20 protein-coding genes are annotated in these 23,829 nt (G+C 62.1%); 13 read left to right on the top strand and 7 right to left on the bottom strand.

What is annotated here, in order from left to right; all coding sequences use genetic code 11:
- The first annotated feature begins 8 nt into the window (after nt 1-8).
- Nucleotides 9-341, top strand: coding sequence for a response regulator (locus ACOYYX_RS17320; protein WP_422931165.1), 333 nt, complete (start codon nt 9-11; stop codon nt 339-341).
- Nucleotides 342-2,388: 2,047 nt separating this feature from the next.
- On the opposite strand, the gene ACOYYX_RS17315 is transcribed toward ACOYYX_RS17320, so the two are convergent.
- Nucleotides 2,389-4,122, bottom strand: coding sequence for an ArnT family glycosyltransferase (locus tag ACOYYX_RS17315; RefSeq protein ID WP_422931164.1), 1,734 nt, complete (start codon nt 4,120-4,122; stop codon nt 2,389-2,391).
- 651 nt (nt 4,123-4,773) lie between these two features.
- Between ACOYYX_RS17315 and ACOYYX_RS17310 the strand changes: the two genes are divergently transcribed.
- The gene (locus ACOYYX_RS17310) at nt 4,774-5,805 is read left to right on the top strand and encodes a DNA topoisomerase IB (RefSeq protein ID WP_422931632.1); all 1,032 of its coding nucleotides are present in this window, start codon (nt 4,774-4,776) and stop codon (nt 5,803-5,805) included.
- 285 nt (nt 5,806-6,090) lie between these two features.
- Nucleotides 6,091-7,344 (top strand): STAS domain-containing protein, encoded by a 1,254-nt coding sequence (locus ACOYYX_RS17305; RefSeq protein ID WP_422931163.1) that lies wholly within the window; start codon nt 6,091-6,093, stop codon nt 7,342-7,344.
- A gap of 67 nt (nt 7,345-7,411) precedes the next feature.
- On the opposite strand, the gene ACOYYX_RS17300 is transcribed toward ACOYYX_RS17305, so the two are convergent.
- The 3 genes from ACOYYX_RS17300 to ACOYYX_RS17290 all read right to left on the bottom strand — a co-directional run bounded on the left by ACOYYX_RS17300 (nt 7,412) and on the right by ACOYYX_RS17290 (nt 9,615).
- Nucleotides 7,412-8,674 (bottom strand): DUF7305 domain-containing protein, encoded by a 1,263-nt coding sequence (locus tag ACOYYX_RS17300; RefSeq protein WP_422931162.1) that lies wholly within the window; start codon nt 8,672-8,674, stop codon nt 7,412-7,414.
- Between the two features lie 91 nt (nt 8,675-8,765).
- The gene (locus ACOYYX_RS17295; RefSeq protein WP_422931161.1) at nt 8,766-9,173 is read right to left on the bottom strand and encodes a TadE/TadG family type IV pilus assembly protein; all 408 of its coding nucleotides are present in this window, start codon (nt 9,171-9,173) and stop codon (nt 8,766-8,768) included.
- 70 nt (nt 9,174-9,243) lie between these two features.
- A complete protein-coding gene (locus ACOYYX_RS17290) occupies nt 9,244-9,615 on the bottom strand; it encodes a TadE/TadG family type IV pilus assembly protein (RefSeq protein WP_422931160.1) in 372 nt (123 codons plus the stop codon).
- Between the two features lie 1,143 nt (nt 9,616-10,758).
- Between ACOYYX_RS17290 and ACOYYX_RS17285 the strand changes: the two genes are divergently transcribed.
- From ACOYYX_RS17285 to ACOYYX_RS17240, 10 genes are all read left to right on the top strand, one after another.
- On the top strand, nt 10,759-10,947 hold the full coding sequence (locus tag ACOYYX_RS17285) for a Flp family type IVb pilin (RefSeq protein ID WP_422931159.1): 189 nt from the start codon (nt 10,759-10,761) through the stop codon (nt 10,945-10,947).
- A gap of 300 nt (nt 10,948-11,247) precedes the next feature.
- A complete protein-coding gene (locus tag ACOYYX_RS17280) occupies nt 11,248-11,460 on the top strand; it encodes a hypothetical protein (RefSeq protein WP_422931158.1) in 213 nt (70 codons plus the stop codon).
- Entirely contained in the window at nt 11,457-12,089 is a 633-nt protein-coding gene (locus ACOYYX_RS17275) for an A24 family peptidase (RefSeq protein ID WP_422931157.1), read from the top strand. The genes ACOYYX_RS17280 and ACOYYX_RS17275 overlap by 4 nt, the downstream gene beginning before the upstream one ends.
- Nucleotides 12,086-13,078, top strand: coding sequence for a Flp pilus assembly protein CpaB (gene cpaB, locus ACOYYX_RS17270; RefSeq protein WP_422931156.1), 993 nt, complete (start codon nt 12,086-12,088; stop codon nt 13,076-13,078). Before ACOYYX_RS17275 ends, cpaB begins: the two co-directional genes overlap by 4 nt.
- A gap of 51 nt (nt 13,079-13,129) precedes the next feature.
- Entirely contained in the window at nt 13,130-14,242 is a 1,113-nt protein-coding gene (locus ACOYYX_RS17265) for an AAA family ATPase (protein WP_422931155.1), read from the top strand.
- Nucleotides 14,239-15,207 (top strand): hypothetical protein, encoded by a 969-nt coding sequence (locus ACOYYX_RS17260; RefSeq protein WP_422931154.1) that lies wholly within the window; start codon nt 14,239-14,241, stop codon nt 15,205-15,207. The genes ACOYYX_RS17265 and ACOYYX_RS17260 overlap by 4 nt, the downstream gene beginning before the upstream one ends.
- Nucleotides 15,200-16,264 carry a DUF362 domain-containing protein gene (locus ACOYYX_RS17255; RefSeq protein WP_422931153.1) on the top strand — a complete coding sequence of 355 codons (1,065 nt, stop codon included), beginning with the start codon at nt 15,200-15,202 and terminating at the stop codon, nt 16,262-16,264. Before ACOYYX_RS17260 ends, ACOYYX_RS17255 begins: the two co-directional genes overlap by 8 nt.
- A 52-nt stretch (nt 16,265-16,316) precedes the next feature.
- A complete protein-coding gene (locus ACOYYX_RS17250; protein ID WP_422931152.1) occupies nt 16,317-17,744 on the top strand; it encodes a CpaF family protein in 1,428 nt (475 codons plus the stop codon).
- On the top strand, nt 17,741-18,703 hold the full coding sequence (locus ACOYYX_RS17245) for a type II secretion system F family protein (protein ID WP_422931151.1): 963 nt from the start codon (nt 17,741-17,743) through the stop codon (nt 18,701-18,703). Before ACOYYX_RS17250 ends, ACOYYX_RS17245 begins: the two co-directional genes overlap by 4 nt.
- 98 nt (nt 18,704-18,801) lie before the next feature.
- Nucleotides 18,802-19,818 carry a type II secretion system F family protein gene (locus ACOYYX_RS17240; protein WP_422931150.1) on the top strand — a complete coding sequence of 339 codons (1,017 nt, stop codon included), beginning with the start codon at nt 18,802-18,804 and terminating at the stop codon, nt 19,816-19,818.
- 29 nt (nt 19,819-19,847) lie between these two features.
- On the opposite strand, the gene ACOYYX_RS17235 is transcribed toward ACOYYX_RS17240, so the two are convergent.
- The 3 genes from ACOYYX_RS17235 to ACOYYX_RS17225 form a co-directional block, all read right to left on the bottom strand.
- Nucleotides 19,848-20,675, bottom strand: a complete 828-nt coding sequence (locus ACOYYX_RS17235; protein ID WP_422931149.1) for a tetratricopeptide repeat protein — start codon at nt 20,673-20,675, stop codon at nt 19,848-19,850.
- Between the two features lie 65 nt (nt 20,676-20,740).
- Complete coding sequence (locus ACOYYX_RS17230) at nt 20,741-21,580, bottom strand: hypothetical protein (protein ID WP_422931148.1); 840 nt, start codon at nt 21,578-21,580, stop codon at nt 20,741-20,743.
- A gap of 121 nt (nt 21,581-21,701) precedes the next feature.
- The gene (locus ACOYYX_RS17225; RefSeq protein WP_422931147.1) at nt 21,702-23,579 is read right to left on the bottom strand and encodes a type II and III secretion system protein family protein; all 1,878 of its coding nucleotides are present in this window, start codon (nt 23,577-23,579) and stop codon (nt 21,702-21,704) included.
- Between the last annotated feature and the right edge of the window lie 250 nt (nt 23,580-23,829).

The raw sequence follows: 23,829 nt of genomic DNA, 5'->3' as shown, positions 1-23,829 counted from the left end.
AGAGTCTCTTGATCGTCGAAGATCACGCGACTACCCGCCGAGCCTTGGAGCTGATGTTTCGCCAGAGTGGTTGGACAGTAGCCACGGCCGCAACAATGCAGGATGGCCTCAGGCTGCTCGAATCTCAGCCTAATTATGTGTTTCTCGACTTGATGTTGCCTGATGGTGATGGTGAGCTACTCATCCAGAAGGCGAGGGCTTTAAATTCGCCCACGCGGTTCATCGTCACGACCGGCTGTAGCGACCCGACTCGTCTCGAGTCGATTCGCAAGATGTCCCTCCACGCCGTCCTTCAAAAGCCGCTCAACTTCGCGAAGATCGCATCAGTCGTCGCCGATTGACACCAAACTCCGGGCTTGGGCTTCGCCAAGCCTGAGATCGTACGCACGAGTGAGCTCCGCACTTCGTGGTCTTTCCCTTGGGATTGTTGATCCCCAATTGCCGGGCCCCAATCCGGGGGCCTTGGGCAATAGGTCTCAAAGTATGGATGTCGATGGCTTCTGAGGATGGCATGATTCTTGCTTGCAGATTGCGCACTTTCTGTAGGATTGGTTGCCGAACTTGAATCTAGAGAGTGCCAAGTGCGAACAGAATTGCCCAAAATCGTGACTGCGGAATACACGGACACGTACGCTCGCTATGGCCCGAATTCGCCCGAGATGGAGCTTGTTCGAGCTCGGTACGCGCACATCAAAGGTTTCCGCGAGTTCGCGAATGCCTTCGACTCCACGAAGAGGGCGCTTGGCAATGAGCCTGTCGAAGCCGAGGCGACGGGCGGTTCCGTGGATATGATGCCACTCCTCGAAGCCGCGAGCTTGATTGCTCCCTGCCGCGTCATCGTCCGCGCAGGTGCCCTACCTCATGAGGTAAAGGGACTGCGATGGCGTCTCGGAGTTGGTCTAATCCGGCTGGGGGTTTTACTGCTTGGAGATCACGCGAGTTTCCAGCGGTTTGACCTCGACGATAGTTCTTCGAATGGCCAGTCGAACAACCAGTCTCCCGGGGAAATCTTCGTGGCCGCTTTCAGAGAATTGTCGGATGGGAAACACAATGACGCCCTCGCAAGCGAGTCCTTAGCTGCGAGAAGTGTCCGAGCTTGAACTTCGCATATGCGGGTTCATCGACGGCGTGAAGTGGCGCCGGATCAGAGCTATGATCGTGTGTTGGGTCAGGATATGACCACTCGGGTATCGCCAATCGACTTCCGCTGGGCGACCGAGCTCGGTCACTACATTATGAGGATGCCATGGAGTCGCTACTGAGATTCAAGTTGAGTGGCGCTACGCCTCCTTGATCTTTTCGTGCGGATTCAATTTTACACAAGCACTTATTTTTCAGTTACTGGAGAAAGTGCTTACTTGGGCGTTAGCCAGCATGATCCGATGGCTGCGAACTAACTCAGGATGTGAAAGTTCCCGCGTGGTAAAACTTTTGCCGCCAAGACATTCAGACTCATCAGCCTCATGAGCCTGTAGTTTTGGCAGTGGCCCTAGGCGGATCGCGGGCTCATGATGCGTTGGTCGTCCGGATTCATCGGGATCGAGGGCCTTGGAGTTCCTTGATCGCCGTCGCGATCGGAACTGCGAGCCCTCGCCATGGTGAGTATCCAGGAGAGCTACGACGCCAAGTGCCTCCAATAGTCCGCTGACATGCGGCGGCCTGACGGCGTCGCCTGCCTCTCCCGCATAACGACTTCGGTCGTCAAGAACGGCCGCGACGAGACCCATCCCCAGCCAGCGGTACGAGTGCTGTGGCTGCGGCGGGCGCTTCGACGACTTGGCCGGCATCGTCTTCCATGAGGTCCACGTCAACACCATGGAAGGCGTCTAGTCGATCCCGAGGTGTTGGTTCCGCCCTCACGGCGGCATCCCCAAGAAACACTACCTTTCTACCTTGCATTCTTCCTGTTCGTCAACATCGCACGGGCACGCCTGCGAACTCTCCTAGGCGCCCTTGTGGCTCAACTGCTCGCACCACTCTGGAATCCATCTTGAGCCTTCGCTGAATCCGCTTCGTAACCTCACCGTGACGAGCGACGATCCCTACGTTTTGGGCCATCGAGCGCGCTTCTCGGCGGTGCCAACATCGCCTTTGCCGATGTCTCCGTCCGGTTCCTGAAAGACTCGATCCAGACCTGGCCATTTAACTCGTCGAGGCATGCCGATACGACATCGCCAACTTCACCTCACGATTCACGGTCGCTGTGGGGACTCAGAATGGCGTTTACCAGGAACTTTCCGCCAGGAATGGTGGCGAGGTGATCAGCCGCGATTCGTATTGAGCGATGAGTCGTCCGGAAATGAAACTCGGCTCGCGTCCTCCGATCTCAAGGGTTTGAGGTGGCGACGCGAGCCGAGTTTCGTTGAGGATCGATTGTCCTGGCTCGGCTCAATGCGCCGAGGGGCTTGACCCCGGCTTGGTGGCCACCTGCGGGTCGTTTGCCCTGATGAGCGTGAGGTAGAGGGTTTCGATACTCCCCTTCTCGATGTTGAACCCATCCACGGTTTCCTGGACCTCAACCTTGAAGTTGGGCCTCTTGCGGAAAAAGTTGAGTTCCTTGTCGATCATGGGAATCAGGAGGACCTCAGACTTGTCGAGTTCCTCACCGAGATGCTCCCAGCTTTTCACGACCGGGGCGGGGTGGCCGAGTGCGAAGATAACTCCGGGCGGCTTGAATGTGCTCAGGATCGGGCGGACGGCCAGCGACCGCTCGAGCGCGGCGAGTCGCTGGCCGACCATGGCCGGCGTCCGGTAAGGCTCGAGGGCGGGGAGGAACCAACCTGCGAACGTGGCGAGGGCGACCGCCGTGAAAGCGATGCCCCCCAGCGTCGCCCGCTCGATCCGACCGGCCAGCATCTCGCGAAGGCCGAAGACCGTCCCTGCGGCGATGATGCAGGCGACCCCGATCGTGGGGAGGAGCATCGGCGAAGGTAGCATCCGGAACCCGCAGACGAGCAGGCCGACGGTCACTAGCACACTCGCCACCGAGATCGCCACCGCACCAGACCGTCCCAATTTCCACCGGGGAAGGCCGAAGCGAACGTCGGTCGAGCGGACGAGTCTCCAGGCCACGAGCACCGCGACAGCCGGGACCGCCGGCAGGTAATAGTGGATCAGCTTGGTCCGGACGCATTCGAGGAGGATGAGCGGGCCGATCACCCAGCCGATCAGGAAGCCGACGAGCGGCGTTTCGCGCCTTTGAGCCCAGGCAGACGCCAAGGTGCGGGGCAGAAGGGCCGACCACGGGAAGAGGCTCGCCATCCCCAGCACGATGTAATAGCCGGGGAATCCGCCATGCTCCTCGAGTCCTTGCGTCGCCCGCTTCACCACGTGGAAACCGATCGCCACGTTGAAATACTCGCCGTTAGACCTCAGGAAGATCGCGATGTTCCAGGGTAGGATGATCGCCAGGAAGAGGAGGGGACCCCACTTCCAGCGCAACCGCGCCAGGTAAGTGAACGGGCTCGGTCCACCGCTAAGCCAGGAGATCCCGATTGAGGCAATAAGGAGGGCGGGGCCAGCCGGCGACTTGGTCAAGACGGCGAGGCCCAGGAGTGCCCAGAACGCCGCCGCCGCTCCACGCGAGGGTCTAACCCAGAGCTCCCAGAGCGCAACCTGGCATCCCACCACGAACAACGTAAGCGTCGCGTCAGTCGTGGCGAGCTTCGACTCGGCCACCATGAGTGGCATCGTCGTGAGGACGAGGGCACTGAGCCGCCCGATCTTGTCGCCGAGGACGCGGCGCCCCCACCACCAGATGAGTAGGACCGTGCCTGTCCCCATCAAGGCGGAGACGAGCCGGGCGCCGAACGGGTTGTCGCCGCCGATCGCCGTCCCGGCCAGCATCAGCCAATAGATCAGGATCGGCTTATGGTATCGCGGCTCGGCGTTGAAGGTGGGGTGGATCCAGTCGCCGCTCTGCCGCATCTCGCGCGTGGCTTCGGCATAACGAGGTTCGTCTCTATCCCAGAGGCTCATGCGGCCGTTGCCGATGAGGTTGAGCGTCAAGGCGAGCAGGCCGATCAGGACGGCCTCGCGGTAAATTGATTGTCGCGATCGAGGCTCCGCGCTCGAATGAGAGGGTGCCATATCCGCGTTGTTGGTGCTTGAATCGAGCGACATCCATGTACTCGCTATCAAGATAGAGGGGAGACCTCCGTCGAATCGGAAATCCCTTCACGTCGCCGCTGCCGTGCGTCGTCTGTTACTGCTGACTTCGCAATGTCCCATCCCTACCGCCCGGCATCCAGTCCGGCGCATATGACCAAAAAACTGGAAAAGCCTGAAGGTCATTTCGGCACGAAAACCCTTCGACTCAAGAAATTGCGTCATCTGAAGCCGTGCTTAGAATTCGATCTTGCACATCCTCGATTCAAACGAATTTTCGCAGTAAGTGATTTCCAGAAAAAGATTTGCGTTAAGTTAGGGCTCGCGTGATCACAGTCTGCGACAATCGCTCGTCAGGGTGGCTGATTCAAGTCGTGCATGATCGCCCATTCCTGGCGGTTGCGCAAGGCTTACTGTTCGTGTCGCCTACTCTGGAACATCCGTCGCGATGCTTTGGAGATGGTAGACCCATTGTGAGCGAGGTCGTTGGCCTACCTCGCCATGACTGGGGGAGTGTATGGCACATCAACTCCACCCGCGGAAGGTGCTTTCAATGAGCGAGAGGCACTCGATTTGCTCCGGTGGATGTCCATGGCCACCTCGAAAGCAGCACCATCGCGTCGTGTCACTTCCTTTGCCTCGCCGGATGCCGAGGCTGCCAGGGAGATGGGGTTGCGTTACGTCAGCGACGCCAGTCCCGGCATCCGTCGGAAGCGGGTCGGGAAGGGCTTTGCTTACTATGACGCGAAGGGGCATCATGTCACGGAGCCGAACCTGAAACGCCGCCTCGATGCCTTGGTCATCCCGCCGGCCTGGACTGATGTTTGGATCTCCCCGCATCCGCTTGGCCACATCCAGGCGACGGGGCGTGACGCCAGGGGGCGGAAGCAGTATCGGTATCACCCACGCTGGCGTTCGGTCCGGGACGAGGCCAAATATGGGAGGATGATGTCCTTCGGGACCATGCTTCCCAAAATCCGGAAGCACGTCGATCGCGATCTGAATCGCCCCGGCTTGCCCCGAGAAAAAGTGCTCGCCACGGTCGTCAGGCTCCTGGAAACGACCTTGATCCGCATCGGCAACGAGGAATATGCACGCACCAACGGCTCATTCGGTCTCACGACGATGCGGGATCGTCACGTCGACGTCTCGAGCACGGCCGTCCATTTCAAATTTCGAGGGAAGAGCGGTATCCGGCACGAGATCGACCTGCAGGACCGGAGGCTGGCACGGGTCGTCAAGACGTGCAGGGATCTGCCGGGGCAACTGCTCTTCCAGTATCTCGACGAGGACGGGCAGCGGCTGAGCGTCGAGTCGGCCGATGTGAACGACTACATCCGGTCGATCACGGGCGAAGAGTACACGGCGAAGGACTTCCGAACCTGGGCGGGGACCGTGCTCGCGGCGATCACGCTGCGCGAACTCCAGGCCTTCGATTCCGAGGCCCAGGCGAAGAAGAACGTCGTCCGCGCCATCGAGGCCGTTGCCGAGCGGCTGGGGAATACCCCCACCATCTGCCGGAAGTGCTACGTCCACCCCGAGGTGATCGACGCCTATCTGGACGGCACCATGCTCGAGTCCTTGCGGCAAATCACCGAGCAGGAGATCAAGGAGGGCTTGAGCGAACTTCGTCCCGAGGAGGCCGCCGTGATGGCCTTGCTCCAGCAACGACTTTCTCAGCCTCATAAGAAGGGCTAAACCAGGCCGCCATCGAGTTCCAGGCGTACCGATCGAGAGCGACGGCTCGCGCCGTCGAGTCGAATCTCATCAACTCTTCACCTCCGCATCCAAGCCTCTCCTTCCACCCGAATTAGACTGGCGGCGTTCCTGGGCCTACGCTTCTGCAGTGAAGGCTTCCGCTCGACGATTCGATCGTGCCGATCGGCCTGAGATTGGTTATCATCGTGGTTCTGGACATCATGGTTTGGAACAAAATGCATCCAGACGACGTAGTCTTGTCATACTTCCAGGAAACCACCAGAGATGTCATCCGAAACTGAAAATATGACTGAAAGTAAAGTCGCGGATGAGGTTTGCACGATCGTCGTTGCCGGCAACCAACTCGAGCCTGAGTCTGCAGTGAGCCTGTACGCGGCCGTACGACGGGCGACGGATTCGGGCGTGAAACACGTCGTGATCAACCTGGGTCAAGTCAAGTCGATCAAAAGTTCCGCGATCGCGGTCTTGCTCCGACTCCAGAAGCAATTGAAGGATGTGGGCGGGTTGCTCAAGCTCTGCGAAATCGACGCTGACGTCTTACGACTGCTCAAGCTGACGCACTCGGACCAATTGTTCGTCATCCATGAAACGCAACTCGATGCGGTGGCGGCGTTCCGTGGCGGGGTCGTCGGGAACTTGACGAAGCGCAGGAGAACCTTCAGCCGTCGAAAGTTGCTCGCCGGAGTCGGGGCGGCGATTGCACTGCCGATCGGGATCGAGGCGTTCGGTTATGACCCGGACCGGCTAACGGTCACACGACATCGGATCGAAGTGCCCGGGCTCGAGAAGCCGACGACGGCGGTCCAGATCAGCGACCTCCATGCGGACAGGGCCGGTTCATGCTCTTCTTACCTGCGTGATCAGGTTGCGAAGCAGGTCGATCAACTCGCCCCCGACTGGATTTTCGCGACGGGGGACTTCGTCACCCATCCCGGCGATTCGGTCGAGGATGCGGTCGGTTGGGTTGCCAGCCTTAAGTCCAAAGAAGGCATCTTCGCCGTCATGGGTAATCATGATTACCAGGAGGTGGCGACCGAGTTGAAGGCAAAGGGGATTGAACAACTCTACAATGCGTGGACCAGCCGACGGGGCCTCGTCATCGCCGGGGTGAACGACCCGACGCGGGGAGCCAGCTCGGCTCAGAGGGCGCTCAAGAATTCACCGCGCGGCGTCGGGACGATCATGCTGGCGCACCAGCCCGACACCTTCTGGACCTACGACGATCCCGTCACGCTCCAACTCTCCGGGCACACGCACGGCGGCCAGGTGACCCTGTTCGGGGCCGTCGAACTGTCTCGGTTCATGCCGAAGTTGAAGCAGACAATCTACAAAGCGACCGGCTATGAGCCGATCAAGCATCACAGCTTCCGCGAGACCCGCCACAACGCCTGGTCGGGCTTCTTCCGCCGGCCCGGCCAATCCAGCCTTCTCTACGTGAATCGCGGGCTAGGCCGCTTCAAACGCGTCTCGGTCTACTGTCCCCCCGAGATGACGATCTGGGAACTGGTCCCAGCCTGAGCTCCCTGCCAACGAACTCGCCCGTCGTCACGGTGTGCGGGGGCCCTTGATCGCACAGGTAAGAAAGTCATTGAACGATCCCCAGGGCTCGCCGACTCGCGACGGTGGAGTTGCTGAAGTTCGTCGAGAAGTTGGCGTTGTTGGAGATGTTCATGGTCTTGGCGATGACCTGCGAACCGTACTGGCTGTTCGATGAGCCGCCGGCGAGGGATACCGCCGCCCCAGGCGCGTAAATGGTGCCGGTTATAGTCGTGGTCGAGCCGTTTGCGATCGAGATCGGCTTGGTTGAATTCGCATCTTGGAACATCACGATCCCCGCATAGGCCCCGCTCGTCGGGGCACTGAGCGTGATGTTCCCGCCGCCCTGGAAGCTGAACTGGCCGCCGCCGTTGTCGACGTAGATCGTGACGCCGTTCCCCGTCACCGTGGCGCCGTTGTTGATCTGGAAGCTGCCGCTCTTCATGTAATAGATCCCGGGGTTCATGGTCACGGTCATGCCGCCACCGATCGAGACGCCGCCGTTGTAGATGCCCGGATTCATGGTGTAGGTGCCGTAAGTCGGGATCGAGCCCCGGGTCGTCAATCCGGCCGTGCTCGGCGCGGCCAGGCTGGAAAGCGGATTCGAGACGGCGCTTGCGGCGGTCGCGACGGTCCCCGAGAGGTATCCCGAACTGCTCGTCTTGTAGTTCCCCACAATGCTGATCAGGGGAGCCTTGACGTAGCCTGTGTTGTTCGCGTTGACAGCACCCACGTTGCTGGAATTCACCTGGATCGCGGCATTAGAAACCGCCCGGCCGCCGCCCGAGACGGTCAGAGCCCCGGCCGACGAGGGATCGAGGAGGAGAATTCCCGCCGTGGAATAAGGGGCGAATGTGCCGCGGGCGACGGCCCTCGCGGTGATCGGCAAGGTTCCCGACCCCCAGATCGCGCTGAACGTGCGAGGCTGATTGCGTTTGACCGTCACTTCAGCGTACCCGCTGACCCCGGCGAAGATGCCGGAAGTCGGCGGGATGTTGATGGTCACGACCGAATGCGTGCCATCGTTGTTGTAGCCGTTGTCGGCCGCGATCGCCAGGGCCGCTCGCTTCGCCGTGCCGTTAGGATCGAGCCCGTGGCCCGTCGAGGAGTTGGTGTAGAGCGAACACGCGGCCGCATGCGCCGTCGCGTCGGCCGCGGCCTGGACCTGACGGCGGATCGCCATTTGGAGACCCCCGTCCAGCACGAAGGCCAAGACGCCGATTAGCGGCACCAGGCAGATCACCGCCACGACCGCCACCGTGCCCCTTCGACCTCGGCAGTTGCGAAACTGGGTCCTTCGGCGTCTCAACATGGGAGTTCCTCAACCGTCGTCTTTTCAAGAACGCCTGCAGAGGCTGGGTTGGAGGAGTGTGCGAGGAGGCGTTGGTGAATTTCAAGGATGGTCAGTAGGTGATCGGCCTCGCCGAGGTGCTTGTCAGAGTCAACTGGCCGAAGAAGGCCTCGGGCAGCCAGTTGTAGCTGATCCGCACGGTGGCTACGCCGGACGTCATCGTGAGGTTGCACGTCAGGTTATTGGCGTTCAGTCCGATCATCTGCGGTGTGATGACATTCGTCATCACGTCCTGATTCGTGGGAGCGGCCTTGTTTTGCTCCTTCTGGTAGGCCGGACCCCGAACCGCCGCCCAACGTGCTGCCTCGCGAGCCAGCCCGGAGATCTGGACGTAGCGGAAGATGCCCAGGCCGAAGACGATCGTCCCCATTAGGAGGAGGAACGCCACGAAGTAGACAATGGCGGACTCGACAAGGACCGCACCGCGACGCCGATGTCGAAGTCGACTGTGTATGTGCATTGGACGACCACGTCGAGGTGAGCAGGCCGGTACGAAATCCAGGGTTGGGGATTGATGGAGCCGAGCTACGTCAGGAAGGAGTGATCGCCATGGTCACAGTCCGGGTTAGCGTCAAGGATGACGGGATGCCGGGATAGGTGATCATGGTGTGGAATGTGTAGGTCACAGTCACGGCGACGTAGTTGTTGCCGCCCGAGTCCACTCCGGTCGACAGGCTGGCCGTTGGCGTCGGCGATAGGTTGGTTGCGTCCGCCAGGGCCGCCTGCTGATACGAAGCGTAGCTGGTCGACGTCGCGAATCCGGGATCCGAGGCGTAGAGGGCCCCGATCTGGGCGCAGCTCGACACGGTCACGAGCGCGTAGAGCACGCGGGTGTAATCGACCGTGGCGACGAACAGCATCGAGAAAAAGGGAAGGAGCACGGCGAGCTCGACGGCAGCCATCGCGTTGCGTCGTCTCGATCGGCGACGGGCCGGCATACGCATGATTTCAGGTCCAAACCTGGGGCTTGAGGAGTCAGTGGACGCATCAGCCCTTTGTTGCGGTTCTCGTCGCGAATCAATGCCCAGGATTCGTTCTCCAAAACTCTAGGTCTCGTTTCTCGCGTTGACAATTCCTAAGAGATACAAAGATGAGGCCTCGTTGCGAACTCGCGACTCGCGGCCATAAAATTCTGGTGCTGGCTGAATTCAGCGCGATTCGCGATTTGACAATTCTCGTAATGTGACCAAAGGTAGTTAAAAGAGAGGTCTTCCGCCCCCTCTCGATTGATCCAGCTCCTCAGGGCCAAAACCTAGGATTCTCCGATATAACGTCACGTGAATCATAGGCTGCCGGTGAGGTCTACGGGGTGTTTGATCCTAGGGATTGCGTCGGGGCACCTCCCGGAAGGCGACTGGATTCGACGTACTCGTGAGTGCGGCGAACGTCACGCGAATGGTCGACCCCGACGCAGAGATGTTGGATGATTGACAAGGTCTGATTCGGATCGGATTAGGGATGGTATAGGGATCCACGAGGGGCGCTGAGGTTCTGTCGTCGACGAGGACAATGCCGGCCTCTAAAGCGTTCTGGACCTGGAAGCACGCATCATATAGAGACCCACCGAAGACTTCGCGGCGGATTCGCCTCGAGACATACCATTATCGAACGAATGCATCGGAAAGCGCCGCCTTCCGGACCGGGCTAGGTTCTGCGTTGCGCGCGGGGTTCAGCGGGACCTATTCGCGCGGAAGATTTGGGTGTCCCGGAAATTTATGAAAAACTTGAAACATGTTGTCCGAATAGTAATGAACTCAGAAAAAATAGTTTCTGTAATTAATTGACAAAGTTGGAAACGTGGCCAAGGATTGAGTGTCTCGACGAGAGCGGCCGAGCGAGCCGAGTCGAGAGCCAACAAAATACGCCCCGCGACGTAAGCGTGGGCTTCGCGGTCGTGGCGCAGGTCGCCCCCGCTGGCCGAGACCTAGGCGATGAAAGCTGATTCGGAGCGGGTCGAGGCCGGCAAGTATCGCAACGATACTTTCGAGGCGAAGGCGCCGGAGTGGTAGGTCGGATTTCATCCTTTTTATCAAGGAACTGCAACGATGTCGAAGTTCTTCAATCGTCTCGTCACCGGTGAAGAAGGCGCGACGATGGTCGAGTACGCCCTCATGGTCGCCTTGATCGCCGCGGCACTCGTCGGCACCGTCACCGCCTTCAGCGGGGTCATCAGCACCAAGTTCAGCGACCTGGGAACCACGATCAGCGGCGCCGGCAGCACCTCCGGTAGCTGAATCAACGCGATGCGGGCCCCACTCGGGGGCCCGCATCGCCTCCCCTCCACGGGGAAATGGGGCGAGTTTTGTGTCAAGTCTAATTGGTGTGATTTCGTAATAAAATGCAATAATGTCGAATTCTGAAAATGCTGTATTGTTGTCTTGAGCCATGGAATCACGCGCTCGCCTAAGATCTCACTCTCCTCGGTCGGCAGGTTTCCCTCCTCAGTTATCAAGAAGCTTATTTTCGATGATTCGTCATGCCGCCGCTCGAGTTCCTCGGCCGGAGGTCGTCCGTCTTTGGCAGGATCAGGTGAGGTGATGTGGCAAATTGTGACGCTCCTTTGTGTGTTGATCTATGCGGCGAACTCGGCCTCGGGGGCGTTCGCGGTGCCCCTGGCCCTGGCGGTGGCCATCGTCGGGGTGGTGGTGGCCTTGCCCTGGATGTTCCTCTGCGGCGACTCGTCGTCGAAGTCGACGAACGCGGATTCCAAGCTCCTAGGCGGCATAGATCCGGAGGCCAGGTGGTGACGACGCAACTGGAATGGCTGCCCCTTTTCGCCGTGGCGTTCGTCACGCTCGTCGCGGCGTTTACGGATATCTGGAAGTTCAAGGTCTACAATGTTTTGACCTTCCCCGCCTTGCTCGCGGGGCTGGCCTTCTCGACCTATCTCGGAGGGTTGAGCGGCGCCCTATGCAGCCTCTCGGGGGCGATCGTGGGTTTCGCCTCGCTCGTCCTCTTCTTCGCGCTCGGCGGGGTCGGGGCCGGGGACGTCAAGCTGCTCACGGCCGTCGGAGCCTGGCTCGGCCCCTGGCTGACCTTCGAGGTGTTTGTCGCCTCCGCTCTCGTGGCGGGGCTCTATGCCCTGGTCCTCTCCATGGCCAATGGGGGCCTGACGAAGGCCGTGGTCGAGGTCATGGTTCTGGTCCAGCGGATCCGGGCGGGTCACACGGACATCCGCACCGGGACGACGATCGAGGCGGCGGTCCATCAGAAAGACCGTCGACGTCGCCTCGTCCCGTTCGCTGCGGCGACCTGCCTGGCCTTCTTCGTCCTGACCGGCTGGCACCGCGAGGACGCCGAGGATCTCTGGCCGCCCTATTCGCCGAACATCGCCGTCATCGCGACGACGGCCTCTGATCAGGGGGATCTCCGTTGAGGCCACAGACCTTGATCGTGCTCGGACTCGCCCTCGTCTTCGGCCTCGCCGCGGCGATCGGCGTCCAGGCGCTCCGGAAGCAGCCGGCCGCGCCGGCGATCGAGATGGTCCCCGAGCTTTACGCCAAGTCGGAGTTGCGTCGCGGCGAGTTGATCGAGGAGGCGATGGTCGAGATCCGGCAAGTGCCCAAGGCCCAATTCCACTCCGGGGCCCTGGCCAAACCCGAAGAAGCCATCGCCCGAACGGCTTATATCCACATGCTCCCCGGCGACGTGGTCCTCGACGCCAAGCTCTTCCCCAAGGGGAGTGGCTCGGGGATGGCGGCGCTCATCAAGCCCGGCATGCGGGCATTCACCATACAGACTCCCAGCTATTCGTCGTCGCTCGCCGGATTCGTCCTGCCGGGCAACCGTGTGGACGTCCTGCTCACCACCGACGGCCCGCCCAAAACCCCGGGCGATGAGGATAGTGGCGCGGAGACGAACACACTCTTGCAGAATTTGGAGATTCTCGCCGTTCACACGACCGTCGACACTCCCGCGGCGAACAAGATCGACCCGAACGACGCCCGCTCCGTCACGTTGCTCGTGACTCCCGAGCAGGCCTCGATCCTCGACCTGGCCCAGACCAAGGGGACCCTCCACCTCTCCTTGCGGAACTTCAAGGACGAGGAGAACACCAAGGCGAAGTCGGTCACCCTGGCGGATCTCCAACTTAGCCGAGCTACGAAGGTCCAGCCCGTCGAGATCAAGAAGGAGTCTCCGCCTCCCGCCCCGGAGCTTCCCGAGATTCGGGAGGTCATCCTGCCGGTGCGGACGCTCCGCGGCACGTACCTGGGTGCCGACCGGCTGACTATCCGTCAGTCGATCCCGCGACGTGCCAAGACCCAGCCTGTGCCGCCGCCTCCGCCTCGTCACAACGGTCGGGTCGCCGAGGCTAGCCAGGATGAGCCATCTCACGAAGCCAACTCGACGGGCCGCCCCGGTTGAGGCCCGTCGCAAACCAAGCCGGCCCCTATGCCAGTTGATACGAGGGTTCAGATGTCGGCGTTCATCGTCTCGGAGAAGGATTCTTGCTCCACGCGGATCCGAGAGGTCCTGACATTCTGTGGCCTGGAGTGCCCCTCATCGCACATCCTGACCCTGGATGACACGATGCGTCGGCTCGGGCGTGAGGCCGACATCGACCTGATCGTCCTCGTGCTCCAACCGCACGTCGAAGACGCGCTCAATCTGCTGACGGCCCTCGCCCGATTCGCCCCCGGCAAGATCCTGGCGGTCGGGCCGACCTCGGATTCGAAGCTCGTCCTCCGGACGCTCCGCTGCGGTGCCTTCGACTACGTCGACGCGGCCGACCTGGAGGCGGAACTCGAGGCGGCGATCGCGAGGCTTTCCGACGCGATCACGGCCCCGGCGGAGCCCGGCAAGCTCGTCGCGTTGCTCTCGCCCAACGGGGGGAGCGGCTCGAGCACGATCGCCGCGAACCTCGCCGTGTCCCTGGCGAAGGAGCATCAGACCGTCGGGCTCCTCGACATGAAGCTCGAGGTGGGGGACCTGGCCGCCTTGCTCGACCTCCGGCCGACGTACACGCTCTCGGACCTCTGCCAGAACGTGACGCGAATGGATCAGGTCATGTTCGAGCGAAGCCTCGTCAAGCACGCATCGGGGGTCCATCTCCTGGCCCCGCCCCAGCATCTCGTCGACGTCGCCCAGGTCCGACCCGAGGGGGTCGCGATGGCTACCGCGATGGCCCGGTCTCACTTCCCTTATGTGGTCGCCGACCTCGACCACACGTTCCGCGAAGAGCAGATGGTGATCCTCCGCCAGGCCGACATCATCCTGCTGGTCTTCCGTCTCGATTTTACCTCACTCCGAAACGTCCATCGCAACCTAGAGTATCTCGACAAGCTCGAGATTCCTGCCGAGAAAATCCGCCTCGTCGTCAATCGCTACGGGCAGTCGCAAGAGGTCCCCGCCGCCAAGGCCGAGGAGGCCCTCGGGCGGAAGATCGCCCACTTCATCCCGGAAGACGCCAAGGCGATCAATCGGGCCAACAACCATGGCGTCCCCGTCGTCATCGAGGCTGCCTCGGCGAAGGTTTCCAAGAGCATCATGCAACTGGCCACCAGCGTGAACGGACGGCATCGCAAATGAGCGGGTTCCTCAGCTTGAGTGATGTGGGCGGCTCGACGATCCAGGCCACCGCGCCCTGGGTCGAAGATGCGCGTCGGCGATTGAAGCGGCTCCAACGCGATGACGGCGCCTGGTGCTACCGACACAACGCGACTCCGGCCGTCGAGCCGACCGCCCTCGCAGGGCTCGCTCTCCTCGCCACCGATTCGAAATCGAGGTCGGAACCCGATCGCGAAGCCGCCTGCGCCGCCGCCCGCCGCCTCGCCGCGATGAACTCGCGGAACGGTTCCCTCGGGGTCACGACCGGCCTGGTCGAGCCGGGTTGGGCGACCCCCGCCGCGATCCTGCTCTGGTCGGCCCTCGGCGAGTTCGAGCCGCAACTTCGCCGCGCGATCGACTGGCTCCTCTCGGTCCAGGGGGTCAGGACGGCCAAAACCAAGGACGATCCCATGGGGCACGACCCGACGATCGTCGGATGGTCTTGGGCGGTCGGCACGCACTCCTGGGTCGAACCGACGGCCCTGTCCATCCTCGCCCTGAACCGTGTAGGGAAGGGGGGGCATGCAAGGGTAGCGGAAGGGTTCCGACTCCTCCGCGACCGCGCCATTCCCACCGGCGGCTGGAACTACGGGAACCCTGTCGCATTCGGGACCCCGCTTCGGGCCTTGCCCGCCCCCACGAGCCTCGCCTTGCTCGCCCTGGCGACCACGGGGCAACCCGAGAGCGTCGCGCGTACCGCCCTGAAGGTCTTGCAGCCGATCCTCGGTAAGACGCGTGCCCCCGTCTCTTTGGGCTGGAGCATGCTGAGCTTGCGAGCCTGGGGCGCCTCGCCCGAATGGGCTTCGGAAGCCCTCGAGGCGTCTTACGAGCGGCCCTCGACCCAGGTCGATCCGCTGGGCCTGGCGCTCCTGCTACTCGCCGAAGGCGCCCGATCTCTCGAACTCTTCGGCCTGCCGTCACGAAGTACGGAGGTTGCTCATGTCTGATAACCTTCAACCCGAGGTCGTGCGACCGGCCGTCGATGAAAACCGCCAGACGGGCTCGCTGAGGCGTCGAGACTTCCTGCTGAGCACCGGCATGCTCGCGGCGACGGGCAGCGTGGCGTACAACCTTCGCGAGGGGGATGAACGGGGTTGGAGGGCCGACGTCATGGTCGCTTCCGCCAGTTCCTACTCGATGGACCTCGCCAGGGTCGTTCGTGACGGCCTCGCGGAGCTTGGACTCGGCTCCTCCTGGGCGAAGGGCAAGTCGGTCCTGCTTAAGCCGAACCTCGTCGAGCCGCAGAAGGCGGCCCCTCATATCAACACGCATCCGGCCCTGGTCGCGGCGGTTGCCGACGTCTTCCGGTCCTGGGGTGCGAAAGACGTTCTCGTGGCCGAGGGCCCGGGGCATTGCCGCGACACCGAGTTCGTGCTCGAACAATCGGGCCTGGACGATGTCCTCCAGGATTTCAAGCTCGACTTCGTGGATTTGAACACCAACGATGTCGAAACCGTGGCGAACCGCTTCCGCAAGACCCGGTTGAAGGCGCTCTACCTCCCGCAGGTGATTCGACGAGCCGACATCGTCGTCTCGATGCCCAAGATGAAGACCCACCACTGGGTGGGCGTAACCCTGGCCATGAAGAACCTCTTCGGCGTGATGCCGGGGATGGTCTACGGCTGGCCGAAGAACGTGCTCCATCAGGAAGGGATCCCCAACTCGATCCTCGACATCAACGCCGCGGTCAAGCCGTCGCTGGCCATCGTCGACGGGATCGTCGGCATGGAAGGGGACGGGCCGATCATGGGAAGCCCGAAGGCCGCGGGGCTGATCGTCATGGGGACGAACTTGCCGGCCGTCGACGCGACCTCCGCTCGCTTGATGGGGATCGACCCCTGGAAGGTGTCGTACCTGGCGGGAGCCTCGGGACGCCTGGGCCCGATCTCGGACTCGCATATCCGCCAGCGTGGCGAGACGATCGCCGAGAAGTCCACGTCGTTCGCCATCCTCGACCACCCGAGCCTCAGCCACCTCAAGGCCGGCCGGCCCAAGATCCAGTAACGTCCTAACCGGTATCCCTCGCGAATCCTCGAACCGGAGCCCCTCCTTCGCCATGAGCCGACTGAGCACCCCGCTTCAGAACTTCCCGCTGGCTTCGCAGGCCTCGGCCGAGGACCGCCTCCTGCGGATCAAGAAGGAATTGCATCAGAAGCTCATCTCGGAGATGGATCTCTCGGCGATCGGGTCGCTCAACGACGAAGAATTGCGCGAGGAGGTCCGTCGAGGTGCCGAGCAGCTCTGCCACCAGCACAATGAGCTCCTGAGCTTCTCCGAGCGCGAACGGCTGATCGGGGAGGTTCTCGACGAGACGTTCGGCATCGGGCCGCTCGAAGCCCTGATGCGCGACCCGACGATCTCGGATATCCTCGTGAACGGACCCAAGACCGTCTACGTCGAGCGTCGCGGTCGGCTCAGTCGCACCGACGTCGTCTTCAACGACGAGAAGCACCTGATCGAGATCGTCAGGCGAATCGTCAGCCGGGTCGGTCGCCGGATCGATGAGACTTCGCCGCTCTGCGACGCACGTCTGCCCGACGGCTCCCGCGTCAATGCCGTCATCCCTCCGCTGGCGCTCGACGGCACCCTGCTGTCCATCCGAAAGTCGAGCAAGTCGCCGCTCCAGGTGAATGACCTGGTCGAGAAGCGTGCGATGACGCCGGAGATGGTCGCGTTCCTCTCCGCCTGCATCAAGGCCCGGATCAACACGGTGATCTCGGGGGGCACCGGCTCGGGCAAGACGACTCTCCTGAATGCACTCTCGGCCTTCATCCCGCCCGACGAACGCGTGGCCACGATCGAGGACGCCGCCGAACTCCGCCTGCAACAACCTCACGTCGCCCGCATGGAGACGAGGCCGCCGAACATCGAAGGGCAGGGGGCCATCCTGACGCGCGACCTCGTCAAGAACGCCCTCCGTATGCGGCCCGACCGGATCATCGTCGGCGAGTGCCGAGGGGCCGAAACCCTGGACATGCTCCAGGCGATGAATACGGGCCACGACGGCTCGATGACGACGATTCATGCCAACGACACCCGCGACGCGATCGGTCGAATGGAGATGATGGTCGGCATGGCCGGCTTCGACCTGCCGATCTGGATCATCAGGCGCCAGATCGCCTCGGCCGTGCAGCTCATCGTGCAGGCGGCGAGGCTCTCGGGCGGCGTGCGCAAGATTATCAAGATCTCAGAGATCGTTGGCATGGAAGACGACGTCGTCAGCATGCAGGACATCTTCGTCTTCAAGCAGACCGGGGTCGACGAAGATCGGGTCGCGCAAGGATACTTTCATTGCACGGGGATCCGCCCCAAGTCGCTCGAGACCCTGGAGGCCGCGGGGATCTCACTGCCTCCGGACACCTTCGAGCGTCGGATCCTGACGGGCCAGCGCGCCGCAGAGGCCACCGAGGAGCCCGAGGAGCGTCGGGCCTCGACACGGCCTCGAGTCATCTTCGGTAGGCGTCGAGGAGACCAGGAGTCATGAATCCGCCGATCGTCATGGGCCTGGCCGCCGCGACGGCCATCACGTTCGTGCTCGCCGTCTACCAGATCCTCGCCGACCTCTTCCTCCGCGACCGCTCGCGCGTCAGCGAGCGCGTCGACTACGAGTTCCTCAAGAAGAAATCGGAGAAGGCCAAGCGCTCTCCCCTATTCAAGAACCTCGATCAGATGTCGGCCGACGCCCTCCGCGACGAGGGCCAGCCGACGATTCAGCAGCAGTTCGTCGCCATGATCGAGCAGTCCGGCCTGGACACCACGCCCAACCAGATCCTGGCGATCGCCGGGGCCCTCGCCTGCCTGTTCGGGGCCCTCGGCCTCTTGTTGGTCGGTAATGCCGTCTCCACCATCCTCGCAGGCGGGATCGGCGGCGTGTTGCCCATCTGGTATGTGAGGCAGAAGAGGGACGCACGAATCGAAAAACTTCGATCCCAGCTCTCCGATGCTTTCGAGCTCATGGCCCGCGTCGTCCGCGCAGGTCAGACCCTGGGCCAGGCCTTCCTCGCCGTCGCCGACGAGTTCCCGCTGCCGATCTCGGCCGAATTCGGGTACTGCTACGAACAGCAGAACCTCGGCCTCTCGCCCGAAGTCACGCTCCGCGACCTCACCCGTCGAACGGGGGTGATCGAGCTCCGGATCTTCGTGCTGGCGGTCCTGGTTCAGCAGCAGACCGGCGGCAACCTGGCCGAGATCCTTTCGAAGCTCGCGGGTGTGGTCCGGGAACGCTACCAGATCCGCGGCACGATCCAGGCCCTCACGGCCGAGGGGCGGATGCAGGGCTGGATCCTCACAGCGTTGCCCCTCGCGATGCTCCTGCTACTCCTGGCGATCAACCCCTCTTATGGCAGGATCCACTTCCAGCACCTCGACCTCCTCGCGGCGACCTTCGGCCTCGAGTTGTTCGGAGTGCTCTGGATCCGCAAGATCGTCAACTTTGAATTCTGAGATTAATTCATATTTTTTATGAAAATATTCGGGATGCCTGTTGCGTTCAGAAGCTTCGAGCAAAGCAACGGCAGGCGAGCTATCGGGGAGGATGACGTATGGGGTCGGATGCGACCGTGATCCTGGTCGCCTTCGTGATGGTCGGCTCCTTGACACTCCTCGTCGGGATGCTGCTATCCGGGCGGAAGTCGAGCGTCGATGACCGGATCGACTTGCTCAAGGGGCGAGGCCGTCCCGCCGCGAGCCCAGAGACCGTCGCCCAGATCGCCCGGACGACCTTGCCGAAGATGGGCAAGGTGATCGTCCCCGACAACGAGGCCGAGCGGAGCCGCCTGGCGGCTCAACTTATTCATGCGGGACTTTATCATCGCCAGTCGATGTATGTCTTCCTCGGGGTGAAGCTCATCATCCTCGTCTCGGCTCTCTTCGTCGGGATCGTACTCACATCCACCGGCGCGATGTCGATGATGCAGGCCATGTTGATCGCATTGGGGCTCTTCGTGTTCGGGATGATCGGGCCCAGCTTCTGGCTCGATTCGAGGAAGTCGAAGCGGCAAGGGATCCTCCGCCGATCATTGCCGGATGCCCTCGACGTCCTGATCATCTGCCTCGAAGGCGGCCTGAGTCTCCAGGGCGGATTGAAGCGGGTCTCGGACGAACTCCGGATCGCGCACCCGCTCCTCGGGCATGAACTGCGGATCGTCGATCGCGAGGTCCAGCTTGGCCGCTCCCCCGGCGAAGCCCTGCGGCACTTCGCCGAGCGGACGGACCTCGAGGAGGCCGTAACACTCGCATCGGTCGTGGCTCAGTCCGAACGCTTCGGTGCCAGCCTCGTCAAGAGCTTGCGCGGCTACTCCGAGGCCGCCCGGTTGCGACGGAAGCAGAAGGCCGAGGAGCGAGCCCAGAAGGCCGCGACGATGATTCTCTTCCCGACCTTGCTCTTCATCTTCCCCGCCGTCTTCGTGGTCCTGCTGGCCCCGGCCGTCTTCCAGGTCCTGGAAATCTTCGGGACTGACAAAAAGCCCGAGAACGTGCGACCCACGACCCCTGCCGTCGCCTCAAGCGTCAGCAACGCGGTCGAAGCGACCGTCGCGCCTCGGGTCGCCACTCCCTGATACTCGGATCCAACTGCTCAAATGGGAGCTCAACGCGAAGGCGGGAGCGCCTGTAGTTCGATCGATGTGCGTTGTATGGCGGTATCCACGATCGACTTCGACTGGGCGATGGCTCTCGTCGCTTCAGATGGCTTTGAGGCATCGCCCGACATGGCGAGGGTCGTCGCCCTCAGCCCTTCGGCCGCGATGTCCGATTTGGGCTTTGTGGCAATAGCCACGGAATACGCCTGCTTGGCCTCGGCGTATCGCCCCTCGATGGCGAGGACAAGGCCGAGGTTCGCCTGGGCGTCCGCCTTATCGCATCCCGCGCGCTGGAACTCGGCGAGGGCTTCCGCGCTGTTCCCCTGGCAGGCGAGGACCAGCCCGAGGTTCGTGTGGCTCCGAGCGTGTTTCGGCTGGACTTCGATCGCGTGCCGGAAGTTCCTCTCGGCCTCGCCCCAGCGTCGTTGGAGATAGAAGCTGTAGCCCTGGTCGCAGAGGATGTCCGGATCTTTCGGTGCGAGTTGCAGGGCGCGAGCGAAATGGGACTTAGCCTCCTCGGCCTTCCCGCTCTTGTCGAGCAGGACCGCCAGGCGGGCTTCGGCATCGGCCCGCTTGGGGTCATTCTTGATCGCCTCCGCGTAGGCCGCGGCCGCCGACGCCGTGTTCTTCGACTCCTCGAGCGAACGTCCCAGCGCCACCTGGACATCGGCCTTCTGCCGCTTCGTGATCTTCGGCATGTCCCCGGAATCGAGGAGCTTCGCCGACGCATGCTCCTTGGGCCTGGAAGCCCCGAGTTGGCTGCAACCGGCGAAGCAGACGCACACCAGTGCCATCGCCCAGGTGGCGTTAGCGATACGACCATGTCCTCGCCGCATGAACCGAACTCCCAAGGGGCAGGCCAATGATGGACTGCCGCTTATCCAGGTCCCCTTCGCGACGATCATTGGCCGGGGAGCGTGCCGAAGACGCTGTTCGTGACACCCGACGGGCTATTCAATCCGTTGGAGTTGATCGGGATCGGGGGCCCATATTGCTGAGTACGATTCAGCATGTTGGCACCCATGATCTGGGCATTGGTGCCGGACGAGCCGAACGGCATCGGCTCGCCGACGAAGATCCGATCCGGCGGAAGAGCTATGCCCACGGCCGCGAGTTCCGCGAGGACGGCGCTCTTTCGCGAAGCCGCCAACGCCGGATTGTCTGGCGTCCTCTCGATGAGCACGGGATACGGGCTCACTCCAAGCTGGGCGACGATCTTGCTCAACTGGTCGCGCCCTCTTGTGTTGAGCTTACTAGTCCCCTGGACGAAATCGTAGTCGAAGAGAGTCTGCCTCGCCGCGGCCCCGTTAGCCGTCATGGCATGCCCGAAGTCATAGAGTGATGAGCCCAGCGGGCGAGCCTCGAATTCTTCCGGGTACCCGAAGAGCGAGCCCTGGAGCCACCGCCAGTGACGCGATCGAACCTTGCGTGCGACGTGCTTGGGGGGCTTCTTCTCAAGCACGACGGGATCGATCGGGCCTGGAGACCAGGTCGGTGCCAGTCCGTTCGGCGGGATCTCGACTACGACCGGGGTCGGACGCAGTATCGGAGCCCCGGTTGGCGCACTCGCCTGGGATTCAACGCGTCGGGCGGGCATCGGGACGACTTGCCGGATCGCCGGCCCTTCGGGTAGGGGCAGCGGAAGCGGATCGTCCTGGGCATCCGCCGGTGGTGGACAAGCCGAGCCCAGGATCAGGAGGGCAGCATTGAGGCGATGCCGGCGATTCCGATGTCGTGACATAAGCTCATCTCCCACTGTAAGGCCCGGCGAGCCCTGTCCCTTATTCGAATCCAGCAAGCGTCGCCTTCAGGAATGTCGACGCGTCAAGATGTGGCAAATTGTTTGGCTGGGTGGACGTTCATCAGTATCCCGCGGGCCCGATCAGGTACTTTCGCTCGACGAGCGAGTGTCGAATCAAGTTCATCGGGTCGTCATACTTGATCGTGGAGCGGGAATCTCGCCCCGTGCGACTCTCGATCCGGTTCAGGAGGAAGAACTCGAGGTCGTTGGGCTCGTTGACTTCATCGCCGGGCGTCGGAGGGACTTGCCCGGGTAGGAGGGGCTCGATCAGATAGGGTGTGACCATCACCACCAGTTCCTTCTCCATGCGCTGGCTCGTCGTGTTGCTGAAGAAGGCCCCGATGTAGGGGAGATCGCCCAGGCCAGGAATTCTGTGAGTGTTGCCGTTGATTGTCAGTTGCATCAAACCGGCGATCGCGAGCGTCTCGCCCTGCTTGAGCTCCACCGTGGTATGCGAGCTGCGCACATTCAGGCCGGGGACGGGGCTACCTCCTGGAACGAGCGTCGTGGCGACGCTGTAATCGACCGAACTCACTTCCGGGTCGACGGTCAATCGGATGGTGTCCTGATCCTGAATGATCGGCAAGAATGCCAGGCGGACGCCGAAATCCTTGAACTGGACGCTGATGCTGTTGCTTCCGCCGGTACCCCCCGATGACCCCTGGAGCGACGGTACGGGGAACTGCCCGCCCGCCAAGAAATTGGCCTGGTGACCGTTGAGCGTCACGAGGTTCGGCTCGGCCAGGATCTTCATGAGGCTGTTCTGCCGCAGCGCATAGAGCACCGCGCTGAATTGTCCCCGCGAGAACGTGCCGAAGAGGGTACCGGCGGGCCCAAAGGTGAGGTCTCGATTGTCGACTGGGATGCCTTGCTGGGAACGCTGGAAAGTCGTCTGGCCGATCTGCCCCGGTGTGTACGTCGCCCCGCCGATCTGCGAGCCGAAGAGGGTGCCGAACTGGGGCACTTCGGCGAGGAAGTCGGCCCCGATCTGCCTGAATCCCGTCCGGTTCAACTCGGCGATGCGGACCTTGAGCAATACTTGCTGGGATGTCGGGACGCGAATCAAATTGATGACTTGGATTTGATTCGAGGCGATCTGATTCGTGGTGAGGGCCCCGGGTGAAGCCGATCCCATCCCCCCCATCCCCGGCCTCATCCCGGACGAATACGGCGTGGGTATGATCGGGGCAAGATCTTCCAGCGGGTTCTCCTCGCTCGACCCGTCGGGCCTCGGCTGCTGTGGCGGGGCATTAGGATCGGCAGGCTGCGTCTGATTGTTGATGTCACCGACCTGGCCGTAGACCATGATCCGCTGCACGGATCGGATATACGAATCGACGACTGACATGATCCGGCTCACCTGGGAGGCGTCGCGGGCCTCCCCCTCGACGACGACCTTGTCTCGGAGCTGAGCGACCTTGAGGCTCGCGTCGGGGAATAACTGGGTGAGCTGCGTGCGGAGCACATCCAGATCGGCGACGACGTGGACCTCATAATCGTAGGACTTGCCCGAACTCGTGGTGATGGTGAAATCCGTCATGCCCAGTCGTTTGCCTATGAGCCGGATCTGCCTTGGGCCCGCCTGGAAGAAGTCAGCGACGGTTGGGTCGCCCACGCCCAGGAACGGCATGGCCTGCTGCCCAGGACCCGAGAGGTTCTCCCTCAGCGTGAGGAATCGCCCCTGGCCCGCCTTCACCTCAATGATGGCCGCCGGAGTACTGACGGCCTCGACGATCGAGTCGGCGACCTTCGAGCTTGGCTTCGGCGGGACCGTCGGAATTCTCGGCGGGCTATACCCGCTGATCATTCGTTGGGGCGTGTTCGGAGGCGCCGGGAGATCCTGAGCCGTGCAGGGTCGCCCCTGGCCCGCGAGGATCATGAACGCAATGGCACAAAGACCCAGCCTTGGGAGCGTCTTTCCTCGCGGGTTCGCTCTCACCGAGGCTTGAATTCCTGCCATTGACCCACGTCCCCCAGAACCAAGCACACCGACTCTTAGTAGGCTCTATCGGCCTGTATCGGTACTTTCTGAAGTGCGGATAGTGTGAATCAGGTCGAGTTTGTCGATGAGTTCGGTCCTTTCAACCAGCTGCAAAGCGTTGAACGCGAACCGCGATTGTTGAGTGGAATCCAAATCGGCCCTGCTTCTTGAATTCTCCTGGAAGCAGGCTATAATCCCTCTCCTGAGG

Origin of the sequence: Singulisphaera chitinilytica, from assembly GCF_049331405.1 — a bacterium.
Classification (GTDB): domain Bacteria; phylum Planctomycetota; class Planctomycetia; order Isosphaerales; family Isosphaeraceae; genus PoT.
The sequence above is the reverse complement of the archived record's forward strand: the minus strand, read 5'-3'. Positions and strand labels throughout refer to the sequence as shown.

Excerpts from the sequence above, each read along its gene's own strand:
- ACOYYX_RS17315 (WP_422931164.1), bottom strand. The coding sequence starts at position 4,122 with ATGTCGCTCGATTCAAGCACCAACAACGCGGATATGGCACCCTCTCAT.
- ACOYYX_RS17305 (WP_422931163.1), top strand. The coding sequence starts at position 6,091 with ATGTCATCCGAAACTGAAAATATGACTGAAAGTAAAGTCGCGGATGAG.
- ACOYYX_RS17295 (WP_422931161.1), bottom strand. The coding sequence starts at position 9,173 with ATGCACATACACAGTCGACTTCGACATCGGCGTCGCGGTGCGGTCCTT.
- ACOYYX_RS17290 (WP_422931160.1), bottom strand. The coding sequence starts at position 9,615 with ATGGCTGCCGTCGAGCTCGCCGTGCTCCTTCCCTTTTTCTCGATGCTG.
- ACOYYX_RS17230 (WP_422931148.1), bottom strand. The coding sequence starts at position 21,580 with ATGTCACGACATCGGAATCGCCGGCATCGCCTCAATGCTGCCCTCCTG.
- ACOYYX_RS17265 (WP_422931155.1), top strand. The coding sequence starts at position 13,130 with ATGTCGGCGTTCATCGTCTCGGAGAAGGATTCTTGCTCCACGCGGATC.
- ACOYYX_RS17240 (WP_422931150.1), top strand. The coding sequence starts at position 18,802 with ATGGGGTCGGATGCGACCGTGATCCTGGTCGCCTTCGTGATGGTCGGC.
- ACOYYX_RS17260 (WP_422931154.1), top strand. The coding sequence starts at position 14,239 with ATGAGCGGGTTCCTCAGCTTGAGTGATGTGGGCGGCTCGACGATCCAG.
- ACOYYX_RS17300 (WP_422931162.1), bottom strand. The coding sequence starts at position 8,674 with ATGTTGAGACGCCGAAGGACCCAGTTTCGCAACTGCCGAGGTCGAAGG.
- ACOYYX_RS17235 (WP_422931149.1), bottom strand. The coding sequence starts at position 20,675 with ATGCGGCGAGGACATGGTCGTATCGCTAACGCCACCTGGGCGATGGCA.
- ACOYYX_RS17255 (WP_422931153.1), top strand. The coding sequence starts at position 15,200 with ATGTCTGATAACCTTCAACCCGAGGTCGTGCGACCGGCCGTCGATGAA.
- ACOYYX_RS17310 (WP_422931632.1), top strand. The coding sequence starts at position 4,774 with ATGGGGTTGCGTTACGTCAGCGACGCCAGTCCCGGCATCCGTCGGAAG.
- ACOYYX_RS17285 (WP_422931159.1), top strand. The coding sequence starts at position 10,759 with ATGTCGAAGTTCTTCAATCGTCTCGTCACCGGTGAAGAAGGCGCGACG.
- ACOYYX_RS17245 (WP_422931151.1), top strand. The coding sequence starts at position 17,741 with ATGAATCCGCCGATCGTCATGGGCCTGGCCGCCGCGACGGCCATCACG.
- ACOYYX_RS17250 (WP_422931152.1), top strand. The coding sequence starts at position 16,317 with ATGAGCCGACTGAGCACCCCGCTTCAGAACTTCCCGCTGGCTTCGCAG.